This is a genomic window from Lentzea sp. CC55 (assembly GCF_021056325.1).
Lineage (GTDB): Bacteria > Actinomycetota > Actinomycetes > Mycobacteriales > Pseudonocardiaceae > Lentzea > Lentzea jiangxiensis.
Genome location: NZ_JAJCXE010000054.1, coordinates 272,562 through 286,836 on the forward strand (window position 1 = coordinate 272,562; position 14,275 = coordinate 286,836).

The window sequence follows — 14,275 nt, forward strand, 5'->3', positions numbered from 1 at the left end:
GGCACTTCAGCGCTCGGCCTCCGCGCCGATGGCCGCGACGAGGCCGGCCTTCAGCCCGGCTGGCGTCTGCGGCAGGTAGTCGAGCATGGTGTTGAGCGAGATGCCCGCGCTCTCCGGAGTGTTGCCGTAGATCGGGATGCCGGGGAGGAGCTCGTCGAACACCGCGGTGACCGCGCGCCAGACCTCCGGATCGCTGGCCAGCGCCTGGAGAGGAGTGTCCATTGTGTACGACCGCTGCGGTGGCTTCGGTGTGTCGTACTCCCACGTGTGGTTGCCCTCGGCGACTTCCTCCACCAACCCGTCCGGGTGCTGCGGCAGCACGACCGTCGCCGTGGTGCCCTCCGGGATGCCGACCTCCACGCGCAGGCGGTCGTCGGCCGTGCGCCAAGCGATGGTGACCCGGCCGTGGACCGTGTCGTGCGTGAGGGTCGTGCGGGTGAGGCCACCGCCCGGCTGGGGAGCGATGCGCATGGCGCGGTAGCCGGGCTCTGCGGGCGTGAGGCCGCCGACGACGCGGTGCAGCCAGTTCGCCACTGCCCCGAGTGCGTAGTGGTTCTGCGAGTCCAGCCCCGTCAGGTGCAGTGTGCCGTCGGGATTGATGGCGTCCCAGCGTTCCCAGATGGTGGTGGCGCCCATGGTGACCGGGTAGAGGAACGACGGGCACTCGGTGTGCAACAGGACCCGGTAGGCGTCGTCGAGGTGCCCGGTGCGACTCAACGCTTCGCAGACGTAGGGGGTGCCGGCGAACCCGGTGGAGATGCGGTAGCCGGCCTTGGCGACCAGCCGCGCGAGTTGGTCGCCGGCATGGGTTTCCTGCGCGGGGTCGAGGATGCCGAAGCAGATCGCGAGCGCGTACGCCGTGGCGGTCTCGCCGGTGACCCGGCCTGTCGCCGTGACGTACTCGCGGCGGAAGGCGGCCCGCACGCGTTCGGCCAGGGCGGTGAAGTGGACGGCGTCGTCGTGCTTGCCGAGCAGTGCGGCGGTGTCGGCCATTTCCCCGGTCACCCGGCACAGGAACGCCGAGGCGACGAGATGCCGGTCGGTCTTGCCGCCCGACGCGTTGTGGTCCGGGGCGTCGGGGTCGAGCCAGTCGCCGAACTGGAACCCGGTGCTCCACAGGTCGTTTTCGTCGAGCCGCGCCTCGACGTCCCGGACGAAGGAGGACATGGAGTCGTACTGGCGGCGCAGGACTTCTTCGTCGCCGTACTCCTGGTAGATCGTCCAGGGCAGGCTCACCGCGGTGTCGCTCCACAACGCGGTCGGTGGTGCCGGCGTGGACAGCACGTCCGGGACAACCATCGGCACGTACCCCTTGTCCCGCTGCTCCGCGGCCAGGTCCGCGAGCCAGGAGCCGAGCACACCGCGCACGTCGTACAGGAACGCGGCAGTCGGGCCGAACGCGTTGAGGTCACCGGTCCAGCCCAGGCGCTCGTCCCGCTGCGGGCAATCCGTCGGCACACCGACGAAGTTTCCGCGCATCGACCAGACCACGTTGGCGTGCAGCCGGTTGAGCAGCTCGTGCGAGGAGTCGAACCAGCCGGTGCGGGTCATGTCGCTGTGCACGACCACGGCCCGGATCTCGTCGAACGGTCCGTCGACCTCGGCGTAGCGGAAACCGTGGAAGGTGAACCGGGGCTCCCACGTCTCCTCGCTGCCACGGCAGGTGTACCGGTCGGTCGCGGTCGCGGTCCGCAGGCTCGTCGTGTCCAGTTCGCCGTCGGTGAGGACTTCCGCGTGCCGCAGGGTGATCACGGTGCCGGCAGGGCCGGACGTCGTGATCCGCACCCAGCCGGCGATGTTCTGCCCGAAGTCGGCGATCGTCCTGCCGGACGGGCTCGTGGTGACCGAGACCGGCGTGAGCTCCTCGATCCGCCGGATCGGCGGTGCGTCGGTGGTGACCACCGCGTCGAGACTCCAGTCGAACGGAACGGCCGGCGTCCACGCGCTGTCGTCGAATCCGGACGCGCTCCAGCCTCCGGGTTCGAGCCTGGCGTCGTAGGTCTCGCCGTCGAGCAGGTCATTGGCGAGGACCGCTCCGGTCCCGCAGCGGAAACCTTCCGCCGTGCTCACGATCTCGATGCGGTCGCCGTGGTCGAGTTCGAGCTGGAGGAACAGCGCCGGTCGGTCGGTGTAGAGGTTGCGCTTGCCCTCGTACCCGATCCGGCCCACCGCCCAGCCGTCACCGACGATCGCGCCGATCGCGTTCGCGCCGTCGCGGACCAGGCCGGTGACGTCGTACCGGCTCACGTGCAGGCGGTGGCGGTAGGAGTTCCAGCCCGGCGCGAGCACTTCGTCTCCCACGCGGACGCCGTTGAGGTAGGGCTCGACGATGCCGAGTCCGGTGACGTGCAGCGTCGCCCGCACCGGTTTTCCGGAGGTGAACTCGCGCCGGAAGTACGGCGCCGCATCGCCCGCCGCCTCGGACGCCACGAAGCTGGCGTGCCAGGTGTGATTCACAGGATTCCTTGTCGGCCAAGTGATCTGTACGAGATGTGGTGGACCGCGACCTCGCCCGCGACGGGTTCGACGCCGAACGTGCGACCGGTGAACCCACCTGCCACCTCGGTGGACAGGTAGCGACCGTCGAAGGTCCCGAGCACCTCCGGTGTTCCGTCGTCCGCCACGACGGCCAGCTCGACGAGATCGGGCTCGTGCACCGGCATGGGCGGGACCGCGACGGGTTCACGGACGGAGATGCGCAGTGTTGCCCGTCCGCGCAACGGCACCCGGGCAACGGTGGTGCGGGCAGGACCGATCACCACGGTGGCCGAGACCGTCTCCGCGTCGGCAGTGAGTCCGTACCAGTGCGACTCGTCGATCCGGACGAGGAACCGCCCGACGCCCGCGGACGTGTCGAGCCGGACCTCGGCGGTCCACTCGGGATCACGCGCCCGTGCCGACAGCACCGGCTTCGGGTCGCCCTCGGCTGGAGCGCTCAACACGAGGCGACCGCCTTCCAGCCTCGAGAAGCTGTCCGGGAAGACGTTGGGGGAGACCCAGCGGTGGTCGAGTTCGGTGGAGTCGAACCTGTCGACGAACGAGTGGTCCGGTGGGGCCGGGGCGAAGCGCTCCTCGTCGACCACCGGCCACCCGTCGATCCACGTCACCCCCGCGATGAACGTCTCGCGGCCGTTGACGTGGAACATCGGTGTCCGGCCGCGTGGTCGCACGCCGAGGTGGACCACGGCCCACGAGCCGTCGGCCAGCTCGACGAGGTCGGCGTGGCCGGTGTTGTGCACGGGATGGGTGGTGCTGCGATGTGTGAGGACCGGGTTCGTCGGTGCGGCCTCCCACGGCCCGGCGAGGGAGGTGGCCCGCGCGACGGTGACGGTGTGCCCGCGCTCGGTGCCGCCCTCCGCGAGCACGAGGTACCACCAGCCGTCGCGCCGGTACAGGTGAGGCCCCTCCGGGTGAGCGAGTCCCGTGCCCTGCCACAGCAATCGCGGTGAGCCGAGGGCCGCGCCGGTCGCGGGGTCGATCGGCATGCTCGCGATTCCGGGCAGGTTCGAAGCCCACGTCAGGTGGCAGACCCCGTCCTCGTCCCACATCAGATCAGGGTCGATCCCGATCGCGCCGTCCACGTGAACCGGGTCCGACCACGGACCCGCCGGGTCGTCGGCCGTGACGATCAGCTGGCCGCGGTGGTGCTCGAGCACGTTCGTCGTCACCAACCAGAACTTGTTCCCGTGGTGGCGCAGCGTCGGCGCGTACACGCCGGTGCTCGCAGGGGCGATGCGGACGTCGAGCTGGCTCGGCCGGTGCAGGGCGTTGCCGACCGGTGTCCAGGTCACCAGATCGGTGCTGCGGTGGATCGGCACGCCGGGTGCGTACTCGAAGCTGGAGTTGGCCAGGTAGTAGGCGTTCCCTGCCCGGCAGATGGTCGGGTCGGGGTAGAACCCGGCGATGATGGGCGTTGTCACCTGCTCGCTCTTCTCCGTGATCATCGGACGCTGCGGATTCGCCAAGCCGTCACGCCCGCGCCCACCGCCAGGACGGCGGCGGTGAGGAACAACGCGGCGTAGTTGGCGCCACCACCGATGGCCAGCACGAGCGGCGCGAGGATCGGGGCGATCGCTCCGGCCGGACTGCTGGCGATGTTGTAGTAGATGCTCATGTACTTTCCGGCCCGCTTCCCGCGGTCCGGCATGACGTCGCTGACCAGCGCCAGGTCGACCGTGCCGAACATGCCCACGCCGACCGTCAGCAGAATGGCGCCCGCGCTGTAGACCACCAGATCATTCGCCACGGCGGCGATGACCAGGCCGCCGGACATCGCCGCGGCGGCTCCGTAGATGAACGGTTTCCGCCGTTTGATCCGGTCGGAGACCAGGCCGCTGACGATGGCGGACATCGTCCCGACCAGAACGCCGATCCCCCCGAGCAGTGCGAGCTTCTGCCCTGCCTCCGCCGGCACCAGCTTCAACCGGTCGAGCATGAAGTACAGCTGGTAGGTCGTGAAGAAGTTCGTGCCCAGCGTCAGCAGGAACTTGCCGATGAGCACCAACGAGAAGTCGCGGTGCTCCAACGGGTTGAACGCGAGCTCCTTGACGAAGCGGACTGCCGACGTCGCCTGTGCGGTGGACTCCGCAGGGCGGTCGGGAACGGTGAACAGGAAGAACACCGACATCACCGCGAGGACCAGCACCGGGAGCAGGAACAGCAACACCTGGTGGTCGAGCAGCAGGCTCCCGATCAGGGTGGCCGCCACCCCGGCCAGCTGTGCGGCCACACCGGCGAACGCCCCGAGCTTGCCGCGCTGCGCCTGGGGCACCCACTCCGCGATCACGGGGTTGACCGCCGTCGCCGCGAAGGTCAGGCCGATGGTCGCGACCACCCAACCGACCAGGATCGCCGGGATCGACGACGAGGTGGCGATCAGCAGCGAGCCGGCGGCGTTGACGACGATCCCCGCGAGCAGGTACGGCCGGCGGCGGCCCCACGCCAGACGGGTCCGGTCGCTCAGCGCACCGATGACCGGACCGATGACGATCGACACGACCGCGGCGACGCCGATGACCAGCCCGAGGCTGCTCTCCTTCGAGGCCGGGTCCACGACCTGGACCTTGTAGGCCAGGCTGAAGAGGATCGGCATCAGGACCACGAGTGACAGGCCGAAGTTGGTGAGCGTGTAGACGGTCATGAACCAGCCGCTGACCGGCCGCAGGTTCTCCTCGACCGGTCCCACGTCGTGCATGGTGCTCGTCATCGCGGTGACTCCAGTGTCTCGACTGAGAGAGGTGGCGCGCGCAACCGAAGTTTCGCAGACGTTACGTCGGCTAGGTTGCGCGCGCAACCACGAGTTCACGGTGTTATGAGCGTGTGTCGATCTCAGGAGATCCGCGACGGTTGGCGCGGGGTGCTCACCGCGCCGGGCTGGTCGATTCGCGTTCGATCAGGAAGGCGGTGGGCGCCGGGAGTTCGTCGGTGCCGGGCCGCCCTTCGGCCAGGTTCAGGGCCTGCTGGGCCATCCACCGCCCGAAACCCACGCTGTCGATGCCCACCGAGGAAAGGGTGGGGACGAAGTAGGACGCCATGGGTGTGTTGTCGTGCCCCACGACCGCCAGGTCCTCCGGCACGGAGATGTTCGCCCGCACCGCCGTGCCGGCGATCGTGCCCGCCACGTCGTCGTTGAACGCGACCACGCCGGTGATGCCGGCCGACAACCAGGCGTGCAGCACCGACGGCAGGGCGTCGTCGCGATGGTCGACCGCGCGGGCGTCGCGCACCTCCACGCCCAGTGCCGCGGCTTCCCGCTCCGCGGCTGTGCGCCGGACGGCCGCCAGGTCGGCGAGACGCGGATCAGCCGGTGATGCGAACGCCAGGGCTTGGTGGCCCAGTGACGCGAGGTGCCGGACCTGGAGCTGGGCACCCGCCACCACCGCCGGTATGGCGCCGATGTCCGGACTCAGCTCCGGATCCGGGGTGATGCGTGAGATCCCCGCCGCGCGAATGGAACGCACCTGGGCCGGGGTGAACGGGACGAGGCCGACGACCACTTCCGGTTCGACGAGCTTCCACAGCGGCTGTGCGTGTTCGGATCCGTGGTCGGTGTGGACGATGACGGCGTAACCGGCCTCGTCCAGCACTCGGGCTGCCTCGTCCAACTGCGTGCGGAGGGTGATCTCCAGCGGCCAGTCGGGCAGCACGACCAGCACGATCTTCGACCTGCCGCGGGCCAGTGCCTGGGCGGCCGTGCTCGGCCGGTAGCCCAGGCGGGTGGCCTCGTCCAGGACGCGCCGGCGTGTTTCCGGGGAGATGCGCGTTCCCGGCGTGTTGTTCAGGACGTAGCCCACGGTCGCACGCGACACGCCGGCGGAATTCGCCACGTCTGCCGCGGTGACCCGCCGGTCGTTTCGATCCTTCAGTACACGGTCAGACATGCGTCCATTCCACTGTTCTGCTTGTGCGCGCAACCGCGGCAAACGCTAGCAGCAGCCGCCGGTGGTTGCGCGGGCAACCGCTGGCCCGTACGGTACGCCTCACCGCTTGGTTGCGCGCGCCACCAACCATCGAGACGTTCCTGCGAAAGGCAGCACCAGTGATCCGTCAGCAGTTCTCCGATGGCTGGGCGTTCCGCGCGAAGGTGAACGAGTTCGCCGAGCTCAGCCGATCGGTTCCCGCTGAACCGGTGACCCTGCCGCACGACGCCGTCATCGTCATCCGGCGCGACGCCGGTGTGGACGGTGGGGCGGCGACGGGCTTCTTCCCGGGCGGCGTCTGGGAGTACACCAAGAAGTTCTTCGTGCCGCAGGAGTGGGCCGCGAAGCGGATCCGGATCGAGTTCGAGGGTGTGTACCGGTCAGCACTGGTGTACCTCAACGACGACCTCGCCGGCCGTTGGGCGTCGGGGTACACCGGTTTCTCCGTCAAGGCCGACGACTTCCTCCGCTACGGGGAGGAGAACGTCCTGCGGGTCGAGGCACGGGCGCACCGCGACTCGCGCTGGTACTCCGGCGGCGGCATCCACCGTCCCGTGCACCTGATCGTCGCCGACCCGGTGCACGTCGCGCTCGACGGCATCGCCGTCACCACCTCCGGCATCGGCCACGACCGTGCCGTGGTGCACGTCGCCACGACGATCGAGAACGAAGCCCGGAGGCTGAGCACCGTCACGGTCGAAACCACGCTGTTCGACGCCGAGGACAACGTCGTCGCGGTGGACCACGCCCCGGTGAGCGCGCTTCCGGGCGAGGACGCCGTGCTGCGTCAACGCATGACGGTGCCGCAGCCGGCGTTGTGGAGCGTCGACTCGCCGTCGCTGTACCGCGCATCGGTCACTGTTCGGGCGGGCGAGGACGTGATCGACGAAGCGGACACCACGTTCGGCATCCGCACGCTTGAGCTCGACGCGGTGCGCGGCTTCCGGATCAACGGCGAAGTCGTCAAGCTGCGCGGAGCGTGCGTCCACCACGACAACGGCGTCCTCGGTGCCGCGGCGATCGCCAGGGCCGAGCAGCGGCGCGTGGAACTGCTCAAGCAGGCGGGGTTCAACGCCATCCGCAGCTCGCACAACCCGATGAGCCGCGCGATGCTCGACGCCTGCGACCGGCTCGGAGTGCTGGTCATGGACGAGGCGTTCGACATGTGGACCCAGAACAAGAGCGACTTCGACTACGCCCTGGACTTCGCCGACTGGTGGGAACGCGACATCGAGGCGATGGTGCGCAAGGACCGCAACCACCCTAGCGTCTTCGCCTACTCCATCGGCAACGAGATCCCGGAGGCCGGTCGCCCGCACGGCGCGATCTGGGCGCGGCGGCTGGCGGAGCGGGTGCGCTCGCTGGACAGCACCCGGTACGTGACCAGCGGTGTCAACGCCCTGCTCACCGTCATGGACGAGCTGAAAGCCCAGGCCGCTGCCCGCCGGGCAGAAGGCACCGGGATCAACACGTTCATGTCGGACGCGGGGGAGATGATGAACCAGATCGGCACCTCCGACCTGGTCACCGAACGCACCGCCGAGGTCTTCGCCACCCTGGACATCGCGGGCCTGAACTACCTCGACGGCCGCTACGAGCTCGACCAGGAGCTGTTCCCCAACCGGGTCATCGTCGGCTCGGAGACCTTCCCGACGCGCATCGACCAGCTGTGGCGCCTGGTCATGAAGTACCCGCACGTCATCGGCGACTTCACCTGGACGGGATGGGACTACCTCGGCGAAGTGGGCGTCGGCAGGCCGCAGTACCGCGACGAACCAGGTGGTTTCATGGCGAGCTACCCCTGGCTCACCGCGTGGGTCGGTGACATCGACATCACCGGTGTGCGCCGCCCGGCCTCCTACTACCGCGAGATCGTCTTCGGCCTGCGATCCGCGCCCTACCTCGCGGTCCGCAGGCCGGAGTCCCGCGGCCGCGAGGTCGTGTCCTCACCGTGGGCCTGGAGCGACAGCATCGCCTCCTGGACCTGGCCGGGCCACGAGACCTTGGAGGTCGAGGTCTACAGCGATGCCGACGAGATCGAGTTGCTGGTCAACGGCGCGTCAACGGGACGCGAGCCCGTGCACCGGTACCGCGCGGAGTTCGAGGTGCCCTACGCCGAGGGTGTCGTCACCGCGATCGCCTACCGCGGCGGTGCGGAAACCGGTCGCGCCGAACTGCGCACAGCGATCGGCGAGGTCGCTCTCACCGCGACTGCGGACCGCCCGGTCATCTCGGCCGGCGTGGACGACCTCGCGTTCGTCGAGATCACCCTCGTCGACCGCGACGGCGTGCTGCACACCGCGGCCGATCGCCGGATCGAGGTGACCATCGACGGTCCGGCCGTCCTCCAGGGCCTCGGCAGCGGCAACCCGCGGAACACCGAACCGTTCACCGCCTCCGCCCATTCGACGTTCGGCGGCCGTGCGCTCGCCGTCATCCGCCCCACGGGGCCGGGGGACATCCGCATCAGCGTCGCCGCAGACCCCGGTCTGACAGCTGAAGTGCTGGTCACCGTTGAGAAGATCGCCTGATCCCTTCGCATCCAGGAGCACCACGATGAACGGACTCGATCCCGCCGACCTGCCGCTGGAGCGCAAGGCCGCGCTGCTGACGGGCGGCGACTTCTGGTCCACCGCCGCCGACGAGGAGGCCGGGCTGGAGCCCGTCGTGCTCAGCGACGGTCCGCACGGCATCCGCCGGCAAGCCGACACCAGCGACCACCTGGGCATCAACCCCAGCCTTCCCGCCACGTGCTTCCCGCCCGCGGTCGCGGTCGGCTCGAGCTGGGACCGGCAGGTCGCCGCGCAGGTCGCGACCGCCGTCGCGCGCGAAGCCCGTGCACTGGGCGCCGACGTCGTGCTCGGTCCTGGCGTGAACATCAAGCGCACGCCGCTGTGCGGGCGCAACTTCGAGTACTACTCCGAAGACCCGCACCTGTCCGGCGTGCTGGGCTCTGCCTACGTCAGTGCCCTGCAAGCCGAAGGCGTCGGCGCGTCGGTCAAGCACTTCGCGGTCAACAACCAGGAGACCGAGCGCATGCGGATCAGCGCGGACGTCGACGAGCGGACCCTGCGCGAGATCTACCTGTCCGCGTTCGAACGGGTGGTCACCGAGGCGTCCCCGGCCACGGTGATGTGCTCCTACAACAAGATCAACGGCGTGTACGCCTCCGAGAACCACTGGCTGCTCACCGAGGTGCTGCGCGAGGAGTGGGGCTTCACCGGCCTCGTGGTCTCGGACTGGGGCGCGGTGAACGACCGGGTGGCAGCCCTGGCCGCGGGCACCGACCTCGAGATGCCGGGGGCGCCGTCGTCCGTCCGGGAGGTGGTCGACGCGGTGCGGTCGGGACGGCTGCCCGAAGCGGTGGTCGACGCCGCCGCACGCCGGGTGGCCGCGCTCGGCCGGTACGCCCGCCCCTCGGACCGGGACCCGGTGCTGACCCGGCAGGAGGTCGAAGCCGGGCACGCCCTGGCGCGGCAGGTCGCTGCCGAGTGCGCGGTGCTGCTGCGCAACGAAAACGCCGTACTTCCCCTGGCGCCGACTTCACATGTCGCGGTCATCGGCGAGTTCGCCGTCCTGCCCTCGTACCAGGGCGGCGGCAGCTCGCACATCAACCCGACCCTGCTCGACACAGCGTTGGACACCATCCGCTCGCATGCGCGGGGACAGGTCGACTACGCCCCCGGCTACCACCGCGACGGCAGCGGTGACCCGGCACAGCTGCGAGCGGAAGCCGTATCGATCGCGGCCGCCGCCGACGTGGCCGTGGTGTTCGCAGGCATCGTGCGCGAGTCGGAGGGCTTCGACCGCGAGCACGTCGACCTGCCCGCCGACCAGGTGGAGCTGATCCGGGCGGTGGCCGCGGCGGCACCGCGCACCGCGGTGGTGCTGTCCAACGGCGGCGTGGTGTCGCTGGAGGGCTGGCACGACGAGGCCGACGCGATCCTGGAAGGCTGGCTGCTCGGCCAGGCGGGCGGCGCGGCGCTGGCCGACCTGCTCTACGGTGTGGTCACCCCGTCCGGTCACCTCGCCGAAACGATCCCCCTGCGGCTGCAGGACACCCCGGCGCACCTCAACTTCCCCGGCGAACAGGGACACGTGCGCTACGGCGAAGGCGTGATGGTCGGCTACCGCCACTACGTCACCGCCGAACGCGATGTGCGCTACCCGTTCGGGCACGGACTGAGCTACACCACCTTCACCACCACCGACCTGACCGTCACCCCCACAGGCCCCGACACCGCACGGCTCGACGTCACCGTCACGAACACCGGCCCGCGCTCGGGCAAGCACGTCGTACAGGTGTACGTGGCCACCACGGCGGGCCCCGTGCGGCGACCCGCGCGCGAGCTGCGAGCGTTCGAGAAGGTCGAGCTGTCACCGGGCGAGACCCGCACCATCACCCTGGACCTCGACCGCCGTGCCTTCGCCTACTGGGACGTGCTGGAGGGCCGCTGGGTGGTGGCACCCGGTGACTACACCGTCCAGATCGGACATTCGGTGACCGAGATCGTCGCCGAAACGGTCGTGGCGCTCGCCGGTGAAATCTTGGCCGCGGAACTCTCGATGCAGTCGACCGTCGGCGACTGGTTCGACCACCCGGTCGTCGGAGCGCAGTTCACCGAGCTGCTCCACTCCGTCATGGGCGCTCCGGCATCCGAGCAGAGCGACCACGTCGAGGACGGCATGAAGATGGCTCGCGGGATGACCCTGCACCAGTTCGCCGGCTTCCTCCCCGCCGCATTGCCCGCTGACCGGCTGGACGAGCTGATCAAGATGAGTCGTGCCACCTCGTGAATGATGGAGAACCCGGCGAAGTTCGGTGTGCCGACCTTTCTGACTGACGGAAGCATCGGACCGACGATCCTCGGACCAGGTCTTGAGAAGCGCGGCCTGAGCGCGCTGTTACTCGCGGAACACACGCACATCCCGGTCAGCTCCGAGGTCCCGTACCCAGGAGGTCGCCAGCCTCGACCTGCTCTTTGGCGGCCGGGGTGTTCGGTGTCGGCGCCGGCGGGATCCTCGACGCTCATCCGCCGCCGCGGATGAGGGCGCACTTTCGCCAGGGTGGCCGACGGATGGACGGGCACTGGGTTCACGGGCGAGCTGGCTATTGATGCCGGCATGGCTTCACGAGCGTCAAGCGACGTTCCGACGGCGAACCGCGGAACCTTTACGTCCGGGAAGACCACCTGCTCAAGGCACTGCCACACCTACTTGAGCGGACCGCTGAGTCCCGCGCCGGTATCCCGGCGCGGGACTCTTGCGGTGTTCAGACACACGCGGATCTCAGTTCAGCGTGACATCGATCGACATCTCGTCGGCGCCAGGCGTGCCCGTGACCTTGATGGTGACCCCGGACCAAGCGCCGCCCGGGAGGTTGAGCGCGGGCACGGTGGTCTCGCCGACGGTGTCGCGTTCGCCGAAGGGGTAGAGGTCGTCGGCGTCGCCCCGGTTGCCTTTACCGAAGACGGTCGCCAGGTCGCGTCTGCCGTCAGCCTGCAGCAGTTCGATGGCGAGTCGATCCTCGTCGTTGACGTTCTTGATCTTCTCGTCCACGACGTAGACCGCGACGCCCTCGTCCGGCAGGAACGCGTCCTGGCCGCGTCTGCGCCGGTACTCGACGATGATGTACTGCGAGTCGGTCATTGTCGCGCGGTTCTGGATCAGCACGACGTCGCCACCGTCGGCGGCGGGCTTCAGGCAGATGCCGCTGGTCGACTTGGTGACGAGCCGGGGCGTGATCCAGCCGTGGAACATGCGCAGCATGCCGCTGGCGAACGTAGGCGTCACGCCTGCGTTGCCCCACGAGCCGGAGGCCATCAGGCAGTAGTTGCCCAGACCGTTGGACCGCGTGAGCTGTGCGGTGCCGGTGTCGTAGTAGTCGGCCCAACGGGCGGCGAGATGGCCCCACTCGTGGGCGCAGACGCCGACCGCGCAGTCTTCCGGCACGGTCAGGAACGTCAGCGCGACGAGGTCGGGGGCGACCTCGACCCCGTTCGGTGGGATTCCCCACTTGACGCTCCACAGGTCGGCGCCGGACAGGGTTTCCTCGGCGCCTCGACCGGCGTGCACGATGAAAAGCGCGGTCACCATGCCTTCGTCGAGGACGTCGTAGGGCGTGAAGTCGACGCCTTCGGCCAAGGCCGCCTTCACGGCGTCGCGGGCCATGCCCTGTGAGTTGCGCGGGAAGTTCTCGTTCATCCCGGAGTTGCCGTCGGCGTAGAAGGACAGCGGCCGCGGCATGCGGAACCAGCCGTGCACCTCGCCGCGCACGTCGATGCCGTTGTCGGACTCCGGGTCGAAGGCGCTGAGGGCGCGGTAGTAGTCGCGCATGCTGCCGGTCGGGAAGGTGCCCGCGCTGAACAGCATGGTGTCGAAGTAGCCCGGGGTGTGGTCGGGGTCGTGCGGCTGGTCGGGGAAGTCGACCAGCAGCACGATCGTGCGCACCTCGCCCTTGAGCCGCGCGGTCGGCCGAGTGATCAGCTGCTTGTCCGCGTGTGGCGCCGGGTTGAGCGCGCCGTCGTCCATGCCGACTGTGTTCCGGCCGCGCCGGGCCGATCGCCACACGGTGTAGTACTGCTCGAACGAGATCGTCTTGGGCAGACGCCCCGATGTCGTCAGCTCGACGTACCTGGCGTGGAGCCGGGTCATCGCGAGCGGTGACAGCGGGACCTGGCACGCGTTCTGCGCGCCGCAGTGGTCAGGGTGCTGAGGTGTGAGTGTGTACCGCATGACCTCGAGATGCACCCGATCCAGAAGCTGATACACCCGTTTCGCATCAGGATGGGACTGTGTCCGTCAGTACCCTTGACGCCTGGAGGTGACGATGGACGTTCGCGAGCTGCTGGCTTCGGCGGCCAGCGGAGACCAAGTCGCCTGGAGCACCCTGGTCGAGCGGCATACCGGCCTGCTGTGGTCGATCGCGCGCGGGTACGGGCTCAACACCGCTGACGCCTCCGACGTGGTGCAGATGACGTGGTTGCGGCTGGTGGAGAACCTCGACAGCGTGGCCGACCCGGAGCGGCTACCCGCCTGGCTGTCCACCACCGCTCGCCGCGAGTGCCTGCAGCTGTTCCGCCGCACCCGTCGCGAGGCGCCGAGCGAACTCGCGACCATCGCCGAGCCCGCTGACCCGGCTCCGCCGGTGGACGACGACCTGTTGCGCGGGGAGCGGGACCTGGCGCTGTGGCGGGGATTGGCCACGTTGTCCGAGCGGTGCAGGCGTCTCCTGCGGGTCCTCATGGCCACGCCGCCGCCCGCGTACGCCGAAGTGTCCGCGGCGCTCGGCATCCCGATCGGCAGCATCGGCCCGACCCGGCAGCGCTGTCTCGGCCAGCTGCGGAGGGTCGTGCTGGCCGACGAGGTTCTCGCACCGGACGCCCGGGAGGCGACCCGCCATGACCGACGATGACGACGAGTTGCTGGACCTGCTGCGCGCGGCCGCCGAGCGCATCGATCCGCCTCCCTCCACGGTCGTCGAAGTAGGCCGGGCGGCGCTGTCGACGCGACGGATCGACGAGGAACTCGCTGCGCTGATCGCCGACTCCGACCTCGTGCCTGCCGGAGTGGTTCGCGACGGCGCTGGTGACGAACCCCGGCTGCTGGTGTTCGAGACGGCTGGGGTGACGCTGGAGGTGCACGTCGAACCCGACGGCGGGCAGCTCGTCCTGCGCGGGCTGGTGGCCGGGGCGAGCGGTTCGGTCGTCATCGAGGCCGCGTCCGGGCTCCGTTCGGCTCCGATCGACGCGGGTGGTTGGTTCACCGTCGTCGGGCTGGTGGATGGCAGCGCGCGGTTTCGGCTTCGCGGTGACGACGGGACGCCGATCGTGACGAGCTGGGTGCTGATCTGAGGC

The 14,275-nt window shown here is 69.5% G+C and carries 9 protein-coding genes; 4 read left to right on the top strand and 5 right to left on the bottom strand.

Annotated features, from left to right (window positions below; translation table 11 throughout):
- Positions 1–6: 6 nt before the first annotated feature.
- The 4 genes from L6E10_RS41010 to L6E10_RS34045 form a co-directional block, all read right to left on the bottom strand.
- Entirely contained in the window at positions 7–2,457 is a 2,451-nt protein-coding gene (locus L6E10_RS41010; RefSeq protein ID WP_236224250.1) for an alpha-L-rhamnosidase, read from the bottom strand.
- The gene (locus L6E10_RS34035) at positions 2,454–3,944 is read right to left on the bottom strand and encodes a glycoside hydrolase family 43 protein (protein ID WP_236224251.1); all 1,491 of its coding nucleotides are present in this window, start codon (positions 3,942–3,944) and stop codon (positions 2,454–2,456) included. Before L6E10_RS34035 ends, L6E10_RS41010 begins: the two co-directional genes overlap by 4 nt.
- Positions 3,941–5,206 carry an MFS transporter gene (locus tag L6E10_RS34040; protein ID WP_236224252.1) on the bottom strand — a complete coding sequence of 422 codons (1,266 nt, stop codon included), beginning with the start codon at positions 5,204–5,206 and terminating at the stop codon, positions 3,941–3,943. Before L6E10_RS34040 ends, L6E10_RS34035 begins: the two co-directional genes overlap by 4 nt.
- Positions 5,207–5,360: 154 nt before the next feature.
- Positions 5,361–6,380 (bottom strand): LacI family DNA-binding transcriptional regulator, encoded by a 1,020-nt coding sequence (locus L6E10_RS34045; protein ID WP_236224253.1) that lies wholly within the window; start codon positions 6,378–6,380, stop codon positions 5,361–5,363.
- Positions 6,381–6,538: 158 nt separating this feature from the next.
- On the opposite strand from L6E10_RS34045, the gene L6E10_RS34050 reads away from it, so the two are divergent.
- On the top strand, positions 6,539–8,950 hold the full coding sequence (locus L6E10_RS34050; protein ID WP_236224254.1) for a glycoside hydrolase family 2 TIM barrel-domain containing protein: 2,412 nt from the start codon (positions 6,539–6,541) through the stop codon (positions 8,948–8,950).
- A 25-nt stretch (positions 8,951–8,975) separates the two neighbouring features.
- Entirely contained in the window at positions 8,976–11,216 is a 2,241-nt protein-coding gene (locus L6E10_RS34055) for a glycoside hydrolase family 3 C-terminal domain-containing protein (RefSeq protein WP_236224255.1), read from the top strand.
- 492 nt (positions 11,217–11,708) lie between these two features.
- On the opposite strand, the gene L6E10_RS34065 is transcribed toward L6E10_RS34055, so the two are convergent.
- Positions 11,709–13,154, bottom strand: coding sequence for a M6 family metalloprotease domain-containing protein (locus L6E10_RS34065; protein WP_236224256.1), 1,446 nt, complete (start codon positions 13,152–13,154; stop codon positions 11,709–11,711).
- Positions 13,155–13,248: 94 nt separating this feature from the next.
- On the opposite strand from L6E10_RS34065, the gene L6E10_RS34070 reads away from it, so the two are divergent.
- A complete protein-coding gene (locus L6E10_RS34070; protein WP_236224257.1) occupies positions 13,249–13,833 on the top strand; it encodes an RNA polymerase sigma factor in 585 nt (194 codons plus the stop codon).
- A gap of 7 nt (positions 13,834–13,840) precedes the next feature.
- Positions 13,841–14,272, top strand: a complete 432-nt coding sequence (locus L6E10_RS34075; protein WP_236224258.1) for a hypothetical protein — start codon at positions 13,841–13,843, stop codon at positions 14,270–14,272.
- Positions 14,273–14,275: the final 3 nt, after the last annotated feature.